The organism is Mucilaginibacter rubeus, assembly GCF_003286415.2.
Classification (GTDB): Bacteria; Bacteroidota; Bacteroidia; order Sphingobacteriales; family Sphingobacteriaceae; genus Mucilaginibacter; species Mucilaginibacter rubeus_A.
Map to the genome: position 1 here is coordinate 5,687,248 of NZ_CP043450.1, position 17,962 is coordinate 5,705,209.

Genomic DNA, 17,962 nt, shown 5'->3' on the forward strand with positions numbered 1-17,962 from the left:
CTTCCTTTGGACAATTTTCCCCATCTATCAAAACAAAAAGGTGGCCAAAGTTACACTGCTCCCAATAGCCATACGCCATTTAGAAGCAGTGTATTTGGACACCTTCTTTTGTTAGAGATTAAACACCTTGAGGCATTTGCTTCATCGTTTCGGCCAGGTCAAGCTCCAGGCCTTTGGCAACGGCCATACCTAAATTGATATCAGCCCTAAACCAGTGGCAAAGCTGGCGGTTGATGATCATATCTTTTTTAGGCCCTTCAATACCACTCATTGAGTTTACGATGTTGGCGATCAGATCTTTTTTCTGTTGAGCATCCATCAGGCGATAAAGATTGCCTGGCTGGGTATAATGATCGTTTTCGCCTTCCGCATTACGGTCATACCAGTCGCCAACCGGGCTGCCAAAATCCCAGGCTGGCTCTTTATAGCTTTGATCTATTTCGATATCGTCAAAACTATTAGGGAAATAGTTAGGATTTGATCCACCATTACCGTTAACCGCTATCTGGCCGTCGCGCTGGTAATTGCTTACCAGGTAAGGACATTTGTTAACCGGAATCTGTTCATAATTACCACCTAAGCGATAACGATGAGCGTCAGGGTATGAAAGGATCCGCCCCTGCAGCATTTTATCCGGCGAGTAGCCTACGCCATCGATAACGTGCGCCGGTGCAAACGCAGCCTGTTCCACATGGGCAAAATAGTTATCCGGGTTTTCGTTTAATTCCAATACGCCCACGTCAATCAAAGGATAATCTGCGTGTGGCCATACTTTGGTTAAATCAAACGGATTAATATGGTAAGTTTTAGCATCCGCTTCGGGCATCACCTGTATTTTGAGCGTCCATTTAGGGAAGTCGCCATTATCGATAGCTGTTAATAGATCATGCTGTGCAAAATCAGGATTTTTTCCGCGCATTTCACCAGCCTCGGCATCGGTAAAGTTTTTAATGCCCTGCTGCGTTTTAAAGTGAAACTTAACCCAAAATCTTTCATTTTGGGCGTTGATGAACGAGAAGGTGTGACTGCCGAACCCATCCATATGACGGTATCCATAAGGAGTTCCACGATCACTCATCAAAATAGTTACCTGGTGTAAGCTTTCCGGATTCAGCGACCAAAAATCCCAAACCATAGTCGCGCTCTTGCAATTAGTATAAGGATCGCGTTTCTGGGTATGAATAAAATCGCTGAATTTTTTAGGATCTTTTATGAAGAATACCGGGGTGTTGTTACCTACCAGGTCCCAGTTGCCGTCTTCGGTATAAAACTTAATGGCAAAGCCACGTGGGTCACGTTCGGTATCGGCCGAACCTTTTTCGCCACCAACGGTCGAAAAACGCAGAAACAATTTGGTTTGCTTTCCTATAGTATTAAATAGTTTAGCACGGGTGTATTTTGAAATATCGTGTGTAACTGTAAAAGTACCATAGGCCCCGGAACCTTTGGCATGAACTACACGCTCAGGAATCCTTTCGCGGTTGAAGTGCGCCATTTTTTCGTGTAGAATGTAATCCTGTAACAGGATAGGTCCGCGGGGACCGGCTGTCATTGAGTTTTCATCTTCCACATAAGGCCTGCCCGATGCTGTAGTTAGTTTCTTTTTGTTTGTTTCCATATTTAGTTGCGTTTGATAGTCCAAACCTCACGAAAATATTTCAATAGAAAAAATCAATAATTATTATCTTTGCATAGCATTTATCTATATTACATGACTATTACACAACTGGAGTATATTGTGGCGGTTGATACCTACCGAAGCTTTGTTTTGGCCGCCGAAAAATGTTTTGTTACCCAGCCAACGCTGAGTATGCAGGTACAAAAACTGGAAGATACACTTGGTGTCAAGATTTTTGACAGGAGCAAACAACCGGTAGTCCCTACTGAAATAGGCATTGAAATCATTAGCCAGGCACGTGTAATGCTGTCTGAAAGCGAAAAGATCAAAGAGATCATTTCCGACAGACAAAAGGAACTTTCAGGAGAATTAAGAGTTGGCATTATTCCTACCGTATCTCCTTATATCTTACCCAAAATCATTCATGGTTTTATCGAAAAATATCCGCAGGTAAAACTGATTGTGTGGGAACAAACCACCGAGGAAATCATTCAGCAGTTAAAACTGGGTATGTTGGATTGCGGGATCCTCTCCACGCCGCTGCATGAAAGTAACCTTACGGAGATCCCGGTGTTTTATGAAAACTTTGTGGCCTATGTATCCAAAAACAGTAAGCTTTCTAAAAAGAAAAACATCGTTCCGGATGATATAGATATGGAGGAGATCTGGATCTTAAACGAAGGTCATTGCATGCGCGAACAGGTATTGAACATTTGCCAGCGACGTAAATCAACCCGGGGTTTTCAACATTTTGAATACAACACGGGCAGCGTTGAAACCCTTAAACGTATGGTCGACCAAAATAATGGGGCCACCATCCTACCCGAACTGGCCTTGTCCGAACTAAGTGAAAAGCAACTGGATAAAGTGCGCTACTTTAAATCGCCTGAGCCGGCGCGCGAGGTAAGCATTGTGATACAGCGCAATTTTTTAAAACGCCGCATGATTGAAGCTTTAAAAGCTGAGATACTGGAGTTTGTACCTAAACGAATGAAAAGCAAAAAGAAAAAGGAAGTGATGGATATTTAAGGTGTACTCATCATTTCCCAAGACTTACGAAGTTTTAAAAACTTCGTAAGTCTTTTCTTTTTACATCTTTCAAGTCACTAACATCTTGAAAACAAGCGATCTTACAGGGCAAATAACTTATTGTAATCAACTGTATACCAACACATAAAACCACACTATTTAGATTTATTATAAATAATTTGCATTATAACACTTGCATGACTACTTTTGCGCAATTATTTATATTTAGTCTAAATAACAATGAATCAACCCCTACAAGCTTTCAAAAAGCTATTTCCTCTCACAATTTTAGCGCTATTGCTGCTTATTAATACACTCCCTACTCTGGCGCAGCAAGCAAGGGGTACTCTAAAAGGTAAAGTTATTACCATAAAAAACGATCCGGCCGAAAACGTATCGGTAACACTTAAAGGCACCAAGTTTGGCACTATTACCGACGAAAATGGACTCTTCGAAATCAAAGCTCCTGAAGGTAACTACACACTGGTTATATCTGAAGTTGGCGCTAAAGGCCAGGAAAAATCCGTAAGCGTAAAGGCAGGTCAAACAACCAATCTTCAAACCATAACCGTTGATAATACCGTTCATGGCTTACAGGAAGTAAATATCAACGCAAACAAAACCAATAAATTTAAACGCACCCGCAGCGAAGATGTAGCTAAAATGCCATTAGCTAACCTCGAAAATCCGCAGGTTTACAACACAATTAGCAGCCAGTTGATCCAGGAACAACTAATTTTTTCTGTTGATGACGCGCTCAGGAATACCCCGGGTTTACAAAAAATGTGGGATGCAACCGGTCGCGGTGGTGATGGTGGCGCTTATTTCAACAGCCGTGGTTTTATAGTACAAAGCTCTATCCGTAACGGCATTGCCGGTAAGGTTACCAACAGCGTTGATGCAGCAAATATTGAAAGAATTGAGGTGATCAAAGGCCCGTCAGGTACTTTGTTTGGTAATGCATTAACATCATACGGCGGTTTAATCAACCGTGTAACCAAAAAGCCTTATGACACCTTTGGTGGTGAAGTGAGCTTATCGGGCGGCAACTTCGGTTTTTACCGTGGTAGCGCAGATATCAACACTCCTCTTGATAAAGATAAAAAAGTACTATTCCGCTTAAATACCGCGTTTAACCACGACGGCAGTTTCCAGAATAATGGTTTTTCCCGCAACCTGGTTATCGACCCAAGCATCGTTTACAAAGCTAACGACAGGTTAACCATCAGTGCCGATGCAGAACTGTCTTACGGTAAAAACGTAGGCAAAACTATCTACTTTTTCCCTTATGGGCTAACTGTTGAACAAATGGGTTTCAGCAGTCCTGATAAGTCAAATATTGATTACAGGCAAAGCTACCACGGTGACGGCCTTACCCAGATATCACAAAACAAAAACTTCTATGGCGAAGTAAAATACAAGATCTCTGATGCCTGGACCTCACGTACCAACCTGAGCTATACACATAGCTATTCAGATGGCCATGGTCTTTATTATTATCTATTGCCAGGCGATATGATTTCGCGAAACGATCAGGCTACCCGCAACAGCAAGGATGACATGTTCGAGGTTCAACAAAACTTTAACGGCGATTTCAAAATAGGCAAGTTCCGTAACAGATTTGTTGGCGGTCTGGATTTCTTCAGGGAAAATTCGCAGCAGTATTTCTACGGCAGTACACTTGATACCGTATCAGTAACCGGCAACCACAACTACAGCAATTTTAACGGTGCCGCGCTGGACGCCATGTATGCAGCAGGTAACATAGGTTTTACCTATCCGGCCATGTACAAACGTAATACTTATAGTGCTTATATTTCAGATGTATTTAACATTACCGATGAGTTAATGGCATCTGCAGGTTTACGTGTAGACAGGTTTGATAATAAAGGCAATTACGACCCGGTTTCAGAAAAAACTTCCGGCGCTTACAAACAAACCGCGTTCTCTCCAAAATTTGGCCTGGTTTATCAGCCGGTGAAAGACCACGTATCGTTATTTGCCAACTACCAAAACAGCTTTAACAACCAAACCGGTACTACCGAAAACAACAAACCACTTAAACCTGAGCAGGCCAATCAAATTGAAGGTGGTGTAAAGTTGGATCTGTTTGATGGCAAATTAAGCAGTACCGTAAGCTACTATGATATCAAGGTAAAAGATATTGTACGCCCGTCTACCGTAAACCCGGTGCTTTCTGTACAGGATGGCACGCAATTCAGCAAAGGTTTTGAAGCCGAGGTAATCGCAAACCCGCTACCGGGTTTAAACTTAACCGCTGGCTTTACTTACAATAATTCAAAGCTTACCAAAACTGCCGATGCTACGGTTGAAGGTCTGCGTCCGGCAACAGCGGGTTCACCTTACCAGGCTAACTTCTGGGCAAGCTACAAAATTCAACAAGGCGCAGTTAAAGGTTTAGGCTTTGGTATTGGCGGCAATTATGCCAGCGATAACAAAGTTATCAACAGCCGCACCTTAGGCGTATTTACACTGCCATCATATACTATACTGAATGCCTCAGCATTTTACGATACCAACAGGTACAGGTTCGGCGCCAAGATAGATAACTTTAATAACCAGAAATACTGGGTAGGTTACGGCACCGTGAACCCTCAAAAATTAAGAAGCTTTGCACTGAGCGCTACCTATAAATTTTAATGAATGACGCCTTTTAAAAAAGCACTACTATTCATACATCGCTGGCTCGGATTTATATCCGGGCTTGTGGTGTTTATAGTGAGTATCACCGGCTGTATTTTCTGTTTTCAGGACGAAATCCAGGATGCCATACACAGCTACCGTAAGGTTGAGATACAAAACAAGCCATACATAGCGCCATCAATCCTTAAAGCTGAGGCGCTAAAAGGCCGCAAAGGAGCTACCGCCAGTTATGTTTATTATTATGGCATCGGTCGCCCGGCAGGAGTCTTGGTAACCGATAAGAAAGAAGGTCTGCTGTTTGTGTACCAGAACCCTTACACCGGTAAGATCATACATACCGAAAGCCCAACTACAAATTTCTTCATCATTGTTGAATATATCCACTTGTACCTGTTGCTACCAGCCAATATTGGGACTTTAGTGGTAGGCATTTCGGTAATTATTTTTGTAGTGCTGATGATTACCGGTATTGTACTCTGGTGGCCAAAACGCAAAAGCGATCGCAAACGCAGCTTCACTATTAAATGGGGCGGTCGCTGGAGAAGGGTGAATTATGACCTGCATAACGTTTTAGGTTTTTATGCAACAAGTGTGGCTATCATATTAGCCATAACCGGTCTTTCCATATCATTTGACTGGATGCGCGAAGGGATTTACGCAGCCGCTAATCTGGGCAAAGCACATCCCGAAGAAAAGGCAGTTTTCAAGTCGGACTCATTATTGAATGGCAAAATAGATACTACCCAGGTTATCAACAAAGCTTACCTGTCTGCTAAAGCAACTTCACCAAAGGCCGAAATGTTTTTAATTTATGACGATGCAACAAAAGCGGGCGCAATTGGTGTAACCGCGTATGCACAGGCCCTGCACTACTATGAAAGCGATACCTACTCATTCGATAAGTACACCGGAAAGCTGCTGAACCGCACAGCGCACGAGCAAAAAAGTGCCGGCATGAAGATGAATAACATGAACTATGATATTCACGTAGGTCAGATCCTTGGGCTTCCCGGTAAGATCATCGCTTTTTTGGCCAGTCTAATTTGTGCCAGCTTGCCCATTACCGGCTTCATTATCTGGCTGGGCAAACGCAAAAAAACCAAATCAAAAAAGGTTAAATCAGTAGTGCATCGCCGCACTGTAAGGCAGCATTTACCGGCTAAGTAAATAGCCATTCTCTTTTATGTCATTGCGAGCGAAGCGTGGCAACCGCACGGAGGCATATCCGCCTTGTATAGTTCGCGATTGCTTCGTGCCTCGCAATGACATGGTTTTTTAAACCTCCACCACTACCCCACCATCCAACGGATGCCCGGTGCAGGTAAGGATCCATCCTTGCGCAAGATCGGCATCAGTAAGCACATCATTCTTCACCATCTCTACTTTACCGCCGGTGCATTTGACCATACAGGTTGAACATACCCCACCCCGGCAACTATAAGGTAATGGAATGTTGTTTTGCAGTGCAGCCTGCAATATGGATTGGTTTTCACCCACCATAATATCATGCAGTTCGCCCCGGTATTTTATTTTAATGTTTTGTGGCGGGAAGCTGGTGATACCGCTTTTTACAGCCACTGTTTCAAGCACGAAATTTTCCCGGCGGATTTTGGCCTGATCAATCCCCATATACACCAGATCAAAGCGGATCATGCGCATATACGCAAACGGCCCGCACAGGTAAAATTCGGCATCAGCTAAACTAAAACGAAGGTGTTGCTTAACCAGCTTTTCCACCTTATCGGTATTAAGTCGGTTAGCTTCGCTGCTTAGCAAATGAATAATAGTAAGCCTTTGAGGATGGGCTGCCGCCAGTTGATCAAGCTCATCTCTAAATAAAATAGAAGCAGCATTTTGGTTACTGTAGATCAGTACCAACCTGCTTTTACCTTCCCGGCCAAGGATATATTTCAGCTGAGAAAAAACCGGTGTGATACCACTGCCTCCTGCAAATAAAAATATATCTTTTTGTTGTTGGTAATTGGTGATGGTAAAGCGCCCCGCCGGCGCAAGGGCTGTCAGCTCATCCCCTTCTTTTATTTTAGTAAGCATAAACCTGGAGATTTCTCCATTGGTAATGCGCTTTACAGTTATTGTCAGGTAAGCCTCATCAGGCGATGAGCTCAATGAATACGAGCGCCTGATCTCTTGCTGCCTATGGTTAAATATCAGAGTGATAAACTGACCTGCTGTGTACGGGATAGCCTCACCTTTTGTACTGCTTAAATAAAATGTAGCAGTATCAGAAGTTTCCCATTTTACGCGTTCAACTTTAAGTTTTAAAATATCTTCCGTCATCAATTAGTAGCGCTGGTGCTTATCCTCAAGCATTCTGCGGATAACACTGTTCTTTTTGCCGTAAGTATAATAGATAACCAAACCAATTGCAAGCCAGATGATCAAACGCAACCAGGTATCGCCCGGTAAAAATGTCATCATGGCAAAGCAAGTCAATATCCCCAATACAGGCACCAATGGAACAAGCGGCGTTTTAAATGGTCGGTGAATATTGGGCTGTTGTTTACGTAAAATAAGTACACCCGCGCAAACCATTACAAATGCAAGCAGGGTACCAATACTGGTCATTTCGCCGACTACACGTATCGGCACAAAGGCAGCAAATAGGGCAATAAAAGCGCAAAGCATTATATTCGATTTCCAGGGGGTACGAAATTTAGGGTGAATCTCTGAAAATACTTTGGGTAACAATCCATCTTTCGACATAGAGAAAAACACGCGTGATTGTCCCAACAGATCTACCAGGATCACCGAAGTATAACCTATCAATATAGCCAATACAATAGCCTTGCTTAGCCATTGGTAATGTGTTTTTTCGATGGCGATAGCAACGGGAGCGCCTGAACCTATAAACTCTTTATAATTGGCCATCCCCGTCATGACGTGCGCAAACACGATAAATAATACCGTACAAATCAGTAATGAACCAATGATACCAATAGGCATATTACGTTGCGGGTTCTTAGCCTCCTGCGCCGCGGTTGATACGGCATCGAAACCGATAAATACAAAGAATACCAGTCCTGCCCCTCTCAATATACCCGACCAGCCATAATCGCCCCAAACACCGGTATTTTGCGGAATGTATGGATGATAATTCTGCGGGTTAATGAACGACCAGCCCACAGCTATAAACACCAACACCACCCCTACTTTCAGGGTTACTATAATAGCATTAACCAATGCCGAACCTTTGGTACCGCGGATAATGATGCTGGTAACCAGGATCACAATTAAGGCAGCGGGTAAATTAATAATCCCGTTTATAACATCCCCATTAGCAGCCTTGGCCGTTTCAAAAGGCGAAAGTGTCAGTTGCGGCGGCAAATACAGATCAAACCACGATAAAAATTTGGTAAGATATTGCGACCAGCTAATGGCCACCGTTGCCGCCCCCACGGCATATTCAAGTGCAAGGTCCCAGCCTATGATCCAGGCAAAAAGCTCGCCCATGGTGGCGTATGAGTAGGTATAAGCGCTCCCTGCAACAGGAATCATGGCCGAAAACTCGGCATAACAAAGCGCGGCAAATGCACAACCTACAGCGGCTATCAGGAAAGATATAGTTACCGCCGGGCCCGAATGCTGACCAGCTGCTATCCCTGTTAAGGAAAATAAACCTGCCCCTATAATGATGCCTATCCCAATTAAAATCAGGTTAACCGGCCCTAACGAGCGTTTTAATGAATGTTCGCCTTCTTCCTTTGATTCGCGGAGCAGGGTTTCAATGGGCTTTTTGATCATGATATAAAAAAGTCCACAAAGTTAGTAGATTATGGGATTGATAGGGAGATGGGATATAATTAGGAAGTAAAAAATATGCTTCTTCATTCCGTCATTGCGAGGCACGAAGCAATCCCAAATAAGCAGAGCGGCTATGCATGCCTCCCTTTAACATCGGGGATTGCTTCGTGCCTCGCAATGACGGGTGGAGATTAAAACAAAAAAGCGGCAGGACCATCAGATCCTGCCGCTTTAAATTTATGCGCTTAAATAAATTAAGCAGTTGCTTTTGCGTAAAGCTCAGCAACGTGGTTCCAGTTAATTACGTTCCAGATAGCTGCTAAGTAATCCGGACGACGGTTTTGATATTTCAGATAATAAGCGTGCTCCCAAACGTCGATACCTAAGATTGGGGTACCTTTAACCTCAGCGATATCCATTAATGGGTTATCCTGGTTAGGAGTTGAAGTTACAGCTAATTTTTTATCAGCAGTAACAATTAACCAGGCCCAGCCAGAACCGAAACGGGTTGCACCAGCTTCAGATACTTTGGTTTTGAAATCGGCAAATGAACCGAAAGTGCTTTTAATAGCATCGGCTAAAGCACCAGTAGGCTCGCCACCACCGTTTGGTGATAACAAAGTCCAGAACAAAGTGTGGTTGTAATGACCACCGCCATTGTTACGTACGGCAGCAGGGAATTTAGAGATATTTTTGATGATATCGTCGATATTGCTATCGGCTTCCGGTTTACCTTCCAAAGCTTTGTTTAAGTTGGTAACATAAGCCTGGTGATGTTTTCCATGGTGAATTTCCATGGTCAGTTTATCAATGTGCGGTTCCAAAGCATCAGTAGCGTAGGATAACGCCGGTAGTGTAAATGCCATAATTTTAGTTGTTAATTTTAAAGTTTAATGTTTGTTGTGACGTAACAAATATAAGCGTTGACAGAAGTATTTGTTCTAAATAATTGTCATGTTTTGTTTAGTTCATAGTTGATGGTTAATGGTTCATAGCTATTTTCCATTACCATGAACTATGATCCATGAACTATTAACCCTTTTTCCTCTTCCCCTTAAAAAAATCTTTAACCAGCTGGCTGCATTCGGCTTCGCGGATGCCCCCGGTAATTACAGTTTTAGGATGGGTTATTTTTTGATTGATACGACCGAATCCCAATTTGTTATCATACGCCCCAAACACGATCTTGCTTACCTGGAACCAGTATGATGCCCCGGCGCACATAACGCAGGGCTCCATAGTAACATATAAAGTACAGCCCTGTAGATATTTCCCCCCCATTAAATTAGCAGCGGCGGTAAGCGCCTGCATTTCGGCATGGGCCGATACATCATTAAGGCGCTCGGTAAGGTTGTGTCCGCGACCTATAATCCGGCCATTATAAACAACTATTGCACCGATAGGAATCTCATCTTCCTCAAACGCGTAACGGGCTTCTTTTAAAGCCTCGCCCATGAAATATTCGTCGGGCGATATCGAGGCCTCATCCTCAAAACTGATATATCTCATTTAAATAAGTTTGCTGCCATTTGGCACAGGTTTTTCAACAGCGGTTAATACGATATCACCGTTTTCGTCGGCAAAGCCGGTAACCAAAAACTCCGACATAAAATTGGCGATCTGTTTTTTAGGAAAGTTTGTTACACCTACTATCTGCCTGCCAACAAGTTCCTCTTTGGTGTAATGTTTGGTGATCTGCGCGCTCGACCACCGGATGCCGAACTCGCCAAAATCAACCCTTACCTTAAAGGCCGGTTTTCGAGCCTCAGGGAAATCAATTGCCTCCAATACAGTGCCTACGCGGAGTTCTACTTTTTCAAAATCATGCCAGGTGATGGTTTCCATGGTGGCAAAGGTAAAAAATATGCCTGTAGTTATAAACTACAGGCATAGTAGTCCGTAGACAGAGTTACAATCATATATATGTCATTGCGAGGAGGCACGACGAAGCAATCGCATGCTATACAGAGTGGCCATGCTTCCGTGCGGTTGCCACGCTTCGCTCGCAATGACATAATTTATAATTTAAAGACTAACTACTTATTATATTTTATCGCATCGGCCCTGATAGTAGCTTTCTCGTTATTCCCATCAACCTGTAAAATGATAATGCCATCTGCCCCAACTTCACGGGCTTTAATTGACAGGTCGTTTTTGGCTTCGGCCGCATTCGGGGTGTAAGCGATGGCCAGGTGACCTATTACTTTGTAGTCCTTCTTAACATCTTTGGCATCATAAAATACGTCTACTTTTTCTGTTGCCGGGTAAGTGTCGCCAAGATAACTGGTTGTGGCACATGATGTCAGGAACAGGCACAGCAAAACAATGAAATGGTTTAGTCTTAAGTTTTTCATATTGGATAAGTGTTTATCCGTATGAGCGATAAATACGTAAGAAGTTTAACACGATCCTGGTAACAAATTTGTTAACTGTTTAGAAACCCTTCTTTCTCGTTATTCCCGGCTTTCTGCTTTTACGCTCTGCTGGCTCAGCAACACCCTCGGCACCATAGCTACGGGCCATTTTGGCTATGCGTTCTTCCATGGTTTCGGTAGTGAGTTTTTCGCGACCAAGACTGTCAACCATAATTGGGAATGCGAATGGGGTTGGTCGCTCAATAACTTTCAAAATGATATTCTGCGTTTGGATGCGTTGCAGGGCGGCCCTTAGCCTGAACTCTTCCAATTGAAAAGCCAATGCTTCATTATAGGCCTGGCGCACCAGTAAATTATCAGGTTCGTACTCGCTGAAAACCTCAAACAGCAATGAGGTTGATGCCTGTAAATGCTTATTTTTAACCTGCTGACCGGGATAGCCCGTAAATACCAATCCACCAATATGCGCGATATCCCTGAAACGGCGACGGGCCATCTCATTAGCATTTAAACTATGCTGAATATCGTCTATCAGGTTATCCAGCGAAAAAAAGCTTGCATCTTCCAGTGCTTCCTCGATAGGGATATCCTCATCAGCCAGCAATTCAAATCCGTAATCATTCATGGCGATGGAAAAACTGGCAGGTTTTATTTTACTGATGCGATAGGCGAGTAACGATGCCATACCCTCATGAACCAGGCGCCCTTCAAAAGGATAAAATAAAAGATGGTGCCCCTCTTTTGATTTAAACGACTCAATCAAAAACTCGTGACTTTGAGGCAGGTGCGATAACTTTTGCTGCAACTCAAAAAGCGGCTTTAAAGCTTTAACCTCAATATCGCGTTCAACGCCGTGGGCTACCTCATCCAGCTTAAGCCTGAACACTGCTGCCAGTTGTGACGATAAAGGCATTCGTCCACCATTCCAGCTTGGGATGATACCTTTTGTAGAATTTGATTTTTTAACGTAGGCTGTCATCTCTTTTACCCGCACAAACTCCAAACTCCGACCGGCAAACCAAAAAGTATTACCCGGTTTTAGCTTGGATACAAATGATTCTTCAATAGTACCCAGGCTCCCGCCGCTAATCCACTTTACCCTAATGCTTAGTTCACTGGTAATAGTACCGATACTTAAGCGGTGCCGCATGGCCACCCGTCGGCTGTTCACTTTATATACCCCATTTTCAACCTCAACCTTTAAAAATTCATCATATTGCGCAAGCGTTTTGCCGCCGCTGGTGATGAAATCAAGCAACTGGCCAAACTCGTTCCGGCTCAGGTCGGCAAAGGCATAGGTAGTTTTTACCTCTCTAAAAAGTTCTTCGTCCCTGAAACCGTCCGATACAGCAAGCGTAACCATGTACTGGATCAGTACATCCATGGTAAGCAGCATGGGGTCGCGGCTTTCAAAGATCTTTGCCTTAATAGCCTCCTTCAATGCCGCGCCCTCCAACAACTCAAGCGAATGCGTAGGTACAAAATATGCCAGTGAGGTAGCTCCCGGATGATGGCCGCTTCGACCAGCACGCTGCATAAAACGGGCCACACCTTTAGGACTGCCAACCTGCACCACGGTATCTACGGGACGGAAGTCCACTCCCAAATCCAGACTCGAGGTACACACCACCAGCTTCAATGCCTCGGCATGCAGGGCAGCTTCCACCCAGTTGCGTAATTCATTATCCAACGAACCGTGGTGCATAGCCATGATACCGGCGTATTCAGGATAGTTATCTAAAATAGCATGGTACCAGATCTCTGATTGTGAACGGGTATTGGTGAAGATCAGCGTGGTTTTACTTTTTGCCACAATCTCCATCACCTCGGGCAGCAGTTTTAAACCGATATGTCCCGCCCACGAATAGTTTTCGATATTTTGAGGAATGATAGACCGGATATCCAGCTTTTTCTCCAGGTTGGCGCGTACCATTTTTACCTGCTCCTGTGGAAAATCATTACCTAATAAAACTTCCGCAGCTTGTTCAAGGTTGCCGATGGTAGCGGAGATGCCCCATATTTTCAGTTGGCAGTGAGCAGTGGGCAGTGAGCGGTTTTTATTTTCATTCGCATTCCCCCCTGATCCGCCCTTGCTTTCTGCAAACTGCAAACTGTCAACTGCAAACCGGTTATCACTGCCAACTGAAGCGAGGTTTTTTAGCCTGGACAACCCCAGCTCCACCTGTACCCCCCTCTTAGTCCCCAGCAACTCATGCCATTCATCAATAACTACTACTTGTAATTGATTAAATAGCTTAGGATATTCTTTTTGGGCCAGCATCAGGTGCAGGCTTTCGGGAGTGGTAAGCAGAACCTCGGGAAGCTTTTTTTTTAAAGCCTGCTTTTCTGCTGCCGGGGTATCCCCTGTGCGGGTAGCAATGCGCCAGGGCAAACCGATCTCATCGCAGGCTTCCTGCATGGCTTTGCGGATATCATTGGTAAGCGCTCGTAAAGGTGTTATCCAAAGCATCAGCAGACCATTGTTTTGTCTGGTTTTATAGGTCTCAGGATTAGCGTTGATGAAACCGGCTAAAAAAGGCAGAAATAAAGCAAAAGTTTTACCGCTGCCGGTCGGGGCATTCAACAACCCAGAATAGCCTCCGAGATATGCGTCCATCATTTCGGCCTGGAAAGGAAACTGCTCCCAGTTTTTTTCCTTGTACCATTGTTGTATAACCTGCTGGCCTTTGCTTGTCATTATCCCTTTAACAAATTTTTTATTGTTTAGTTATAGCCTGAATAACCGAGCCAACAAAATAACCATTAAATTGGTTATAGTCATATGATCAAAAATAGCTTAATAATAGTTTCCATAGCTATTTGCCTTTTAGCTTGCGGAAACAACAAGAATAAACCGGCTACTATAGCCGATACTAATAAAATACCCAAGGATACCGTAGGCCAGCATCTCGGCGACAAAAACGATACTACAACTCATCATACCATGGCATCGGATACAGGCGCATCTAACACTTCTCAGTCTGATTGGCTGATAACACCCGGCAAAAGTATCGGACATATTGTTTTGAATGATGATGTACAAAATGTAATAAACCAGTTGGGTAAGCCCGACAGTTCTGACGCGGCTATGGGCAGCTCATTATTGGTTTGGTTTGCCGGTCATAATCCTACAAGTAATCACACCGCGGTTTTCACACATCATAACATGGGCGGTAAGGATGAGTCAGTAAGTCATGTGCAAAAGATCCTGGTGACTTCGCCTAAATTTAAAACCGGAGATGGCGTTGGTGTAGGGTCGTCCAAACAAGAAATACAAAAAGCTTATACATTAAAACCAACATCAACCTATAACAAAGCCGGTAGCAAAGTGCAGGTGTATACCGATTTGGCTAAAGGAATATCTTTTGAAATAGATGGCAGTGGTAAATGTGTCGGCGTGGTGGTTCACAAAGCCAATGATACTGCTGTGGCTTATTTGAATATGCATTGAGGTAGTGGCTCAATGTAGAGACGCATAATTGCGTCTCCCGCATGCAAATCTCTATAGACAAACACAGCCGCTTGTCCTAAGGGAAGACGCAATTATGCGTCTCTACAACATAACAAAAGAGGCCTGTCCCAATGGGAAAGGCCTCTTTTACCATATTATCTATTACCTTACTTCTTTTCAGGCATCAATATCAGTTTGATTAAATTTTTGCCGCTCAGGTATTTATTGGCGGCGTCTTTAGTGGTTTGTGGGGTTACCTGTTCAAGGCTGCTCACATGGGCCAGGATCTGATCCGGGTTTTCACCATTTTGTGATGTAGCTGCAAGATATCCGGCCCAGAAAACGTTTTGCTTAAGCTGCTGTTGGGTTGAACGTGCCTCCTCTGCAATAAATTTCTGGATATCTGCCGGCAAAGCACCGTTCTGTTTGATCTTGCCAATTTCTTCCATGGTAGCGTTGATCAGCTTATCCACATTTTCGGGGGCACAACCAAAAGATATGGTAAAAGTATAACGGCCGCCAGGAATTTTACGGTAGCTTGCCCTTACCCCCGGCGCGTAAACACCGCTTTCCTGCTCACGCAAACGCTCAATCAGTTTAATGTTCAGTACTTCTTCCAGCGCGTCAACCTGGATATTGTTGGCGTCGTTGTAATCATAATCGCCGCTGAATACCAGTTGAACCGTGCTTTTATCGCCAACGCCTTTATTTACAGTTTTGGTGATCACGCCAGCCGGGGGCTGGATATTCATATTTTTAAAGGTCTCTTTGCTGTTAGTAGATGGCAGGCCGCCAAGATAATGTTCAAGGTATGGCTTAACTGTTTCCACATCAAAGTTACCAACCAGTGTAAAGGTAAAACCGCTTGCATCGGCAAAACGCTTTTTATAAAAGTCATAAGCCTTATCAAGCGTAGCCGCGTTTAACCGCGGAATAGTAGTAACCATACCTCGGAAGTTGTAATTGCTTAATACAGCCGATACCGTATCCTGGTAAACGCTTCCCGGGTCAAGCCCACGGGTGCTTAATATCGACCTGGTTTGATCAATGTTGGCATCCCAGATATCTTTGTCCTTACGTGGCTGGGTAAAGTAAAGGTATATCAACTGCAGGGCGGTTTCAAAATCGGCAGGTGAAGAGCTTCCCGAAATACCCTGGGCAAATTCACTGATATATGGCGAAATGCTCAGGTTTTTACCGGCCAGCTTTTTATCAAGCATACCTTGGTTAAACTGCGCTATACCGCTGCCGCTGATAATAGACGCGGCAAGATTTGCCGATGTAAATTCGTCATCGCTGGCCAATGATGTACCACCAAGAGCATATCCGTTAATCAGGATCTGATCATTACGGTATTCGGTTGGTTTTAAAATTACTTTCAGACCGTTACCCAGGATAAGGGTAGTTGCGCCTATGGCTTCATCCGTGTCCTGTTTGGCAACTTTGCTGCCTTCAGGTATTTTGGCCAGCAAAGGCTCGCTCGATACGTTGTCAATATACGCAGTAACATTCTGACCGCCTGTGGCAATCCAGTTCAGCAATGTTTTATCATCGGGCAGATTGGCTTTCTCTTTGTCCGGCGCTTGTACTATCACTACGCGATTTTGATCGCTGATAAATTTGCCGGCCATGGCGTTCATATCAGATAAACTAACTTTATAGATATTGCCTATGTAGAAATTGTACTCATAGTCGATACCGGGGATAGCCTCACCGGTTAAAAAGTTGGCCTGGTATTCACGCACAAAATTAACTGATGGCGTTTTATCCCTTTCGCGGTAAGCATTACCAATGCCTACCAGCGCGTCTTGCTTGGCGCGCTCAAGCTCGGTAAGGGTAAAGCCAAATTTGCGGGCCCGTTCTGATTCGGCAACTACGGCTTTAACGGCTTTTTCAAGCTCGCCGGGCTTGGCAACAACCAGTGAAGTATAAGCATCCTGATCGCCTATAAAATTGCCATAGTTGGTACGGCCATATAAAAAAGGCGGATTAGGCTTTTGTAACAACTCATTCAAACGCGCGTTCAGCATCTGGTTAAATAGCTGTACCCTTACCTGCTGCATATAATCGCCGGTAGTTTTGGTAGGCGTACCCGGATGTTTAACAATGATCTGCGCTATGGTATAAGGATTTTCCGGATCTGTTACAATTTTAACCGCGGTACCCGGAGTGGCAGGTACAGTATATTTTGTTCTTGGTTTTTCGGCAGCCGGATTTTTAAGCTGCGAAAAATTTTGCTTGATAAGCGCTTCAACACGTTTAGGATCGAAATCGCCAACAGCGATTACAGCCTGCAAATCGGGGCGGTACCAGTCCTGGTAAAAAGCTTTGATGGTTTCCGGCTTAAAGTTTTTAAGGATATCTTCTTTACCAATAGGCAAGCGGAGCGCATACCTTGAGTTATTAAGCAATACCGGTAATGTTTGCTGCTGCATACGTTCCTGCGCGTTTTTACCACGAAGACGTTCCTCCTCCAAAACAACACCGCGCTCTTTGTCAATTTCTGCCGGATCAAAGCTCACATAACCTGCCCAGTTAGCCAGTATGTTAAACCCTTTTTCAAACACAGCTACGGTATCTGTTGGTAAAGGCAACTGGAATACTGTTTCGTTAAATGAGGTATAGGCATTTAAATCGGCGCCAAATTTCACGCCTGCTTTTTGCAGGTAATCAACCATCTGGTTTTTAGGAAAATCGCGCGTACCATTAAAGGCCATGTGCTCGGTAAAGTGCGCTAAACCCTGCTGATCGTCGTTTTCCAAAACAGAACCCGCTTTGTTAACCAGGTAAAGCTCAGCCCGGCTTTTTGGCTCGGCATTAGCACGGATATAGTAAGTTAAACCATTGGGCAATTTGCCAATGATCACACTTTGATCAACCGGTAAAACATCGCTTTTTGGGGCAATTGCCGGAGCGCCGGGTTTATTTTTTGGAGATGGAACAGGTTTCTTTTTAACCTGGGCAAAGGCACTGCCTGCCGAAAGAGTTAAAGCCAGCAAAGCCAGCGGAACGTATTTGTTCAGGTTCATTATAAAGTTTGAATAATCAGGGTACTAAGATGCA

The 17,962-nt window shown here is 44.0% G+C and carries 13 protein-coding genes; 4 read left to right on the plus strand and 9 right to left on the minus strand.

Going from position 1 to position 17,962, the window contains the following annotated elements; genetic code table 11:
- Positions 1-118 precede the first annotated feature (118 nt).
- Positions 119-1,618: a catalase gene (locus DEO27_RS22690; RefSeq protein WP_112568900.1), complete on the minus strand. Its 1,500-nt coding sequence runs from the start codon at positions 1,616-1,618 to the stop codon at positions 119-121.
- Positions 1,619-1,711: 93 nt separating this feature from the next.
- Here DEO27_RS22690 and DEO27_RS22695 point away from each other — a divergent pair, with 93 nt between their 5' ends.
- The 3 genes from DEO27_RS22695 (at position 1,712) to DEO27_RS22705 (ending at position 6,478) form a co-directional block, all read left to right on the plus strand.
- Positions 1,712-2,647, plus strand: a complete 936-nt coding sequence (locus DEO27_RS22695) for a hydrogen peroxide-inducible genes activator (protein ID WP_112568902.1) — start codon at positions 1,712-1,714, stop codon at positions 2,645-2,647.
- 240 nt (positions 2,648-2,887) lie between these two features.
- Positions 2,888-5,308: a TonB-dependent receptor gene (locus DEO27_RS22700; protein WP_112568904.1), complete on the plus strand. Its 2,421-nt coding sequence runs from the start codon at positions 2,888-2,890 to the stop codon at positions 5,306-5,308.
- Positions 5,309-5,311: 3 nt separating this feature from the next.
- Entirely contained in the window at positions 5,312-6,478 is a 1,167-nt protein-coding gene (locus DEO27_RS22705; RefSeq protein ID WP_112568906.1) for a PepSY-associated TM helix domain-containing protein, read from the plus strand.
- Between the two features lie 108 nt (positions 6,479-6,586).
- Here DEO27_RS22705 and DEO27_RS22710 read toward each other — a convergent pair whose 3' ends face one another.
- The 7 genes from DEO27_RS22710 to DEO27_RS22740 all read right to left on the minus strand — a co-directional run bounded on the left by DEO27_RS22710 (position 6,587) and on the right by DEO27_RS22740 (position 14,146).
- The gene (locus DEO27_RS22710; RefSeq protein ID WP_112568908.1) at positions 6,587-7,609 is read right to left on the minus strand and encodes a ferredoxin--NADP reductase; all 1,023 of its coding nucleotides are present in this window, start codon (positions 7,607-7,609) and stop codon (positions 6,587-6,589) included.
- A gap of 3 nt (positions 7,610-7,612) precedes the next feature.
- On the minus strand, positions 7,613-9,073 hold the full coding sequence (locus tag DEO27_RS22715) for an amino acid permease (RefSeq protein ID WP_112568910.1): 1,461 nt from the start codon (positions 9,071-9,073) through the stop codon (positions 7,613-7,615).
- A 254-nt stretch (positions 9,074-9,327) separates the two neighbouring features.
- Positions 9,328-9,939 (minus strand): superoxide dismutase, encoded by a 612-nt coding sequence (locus DEO27_RS22720; protein WP_091220078.1) that lies wholly within the window; start codon positions 9,937-9,939, stop codon positions 9,328-9,330.
- A gap of 166 nt (positions 9,940-10,105) precedes the next feature.
- The gene (locus tag DEO27_RS22725; RefSeq protein ID WP_112568912.1) at positions 10,106-10,582 is read right to left on the minus strand and encodes a nucleoside deaminase; all 477 of its coding nucleotides are present in this window, start codon (positions 10,580-10,582) and stop codon (positions 10,106-10,108) included.
- Positions 10,583-10,918 (minus strand): tRNA-binding protein, encoded by a 336-nt coding sequence (locus DEO27_RS22730; protein ID WP_112568914.1) that lies wholly within the window; start codon positions 10,916-10,918, stop codon positions 10,583-10,585. It lies immediately after the preceding gene.
- 191 nt (positions 10,919-11,109) lie between these two features.
- Entirely contained in the window at positions 11,110-11,427 is a 318-nt protein-coding gene (locus DEO27_RS22735; RefSeq protein ID WP_112568916.1) for a hypothetical protein, read from the minus strand.
- Positions 11,428-11,506: 79 nt separating this feature from the next.
- Positions 11,507-14,146, minus strand: coding sequence for a ligase-associated DNA damage response DEXH box helicase (locus tag DEO27_RS22740; protein ID WP_112568918.1), 2,640 nt, complete (start codon positions 14,144-14,146; stop codon positions 11,507-11,509).
- 84 nt (positions 14,147-14,230) lie between these two features.
- Between DEO27_RS22740 and DEO27_RS22745 the strand changes: the two genes are divergently transcribed.
- The gene (locus DEO27_RS22745) at positions 14,231-14,899 is read left to right on the plus strand and encodes a hypothetical protein (RefSeq protein ID WP_112568920.1); all 669 of its coding nucleotides are present in this window, start codon (positions 14,231-14,233) and stop codon (positions 14,897-14,899) included.
- 167 nt (positions 14,900-15,066) lie between these two features.
- Here DEO27_RS22745 and DEO27_RS22750 read toward each other — a convergent pair whose 3' ends face one another.
- Positions 15,067-17,928, minus strand: coding sequence for a M16 family metallopeptidase (locus tag DEO27_RS22750; RefSeq protein WP_112568922.1), 2,862 nt, complete (start codon positions 17,926-17,928; stop codon positions 15,067-15,069).
- Positions 17,929-17,962: the final 34 nt, after the last annotated feature.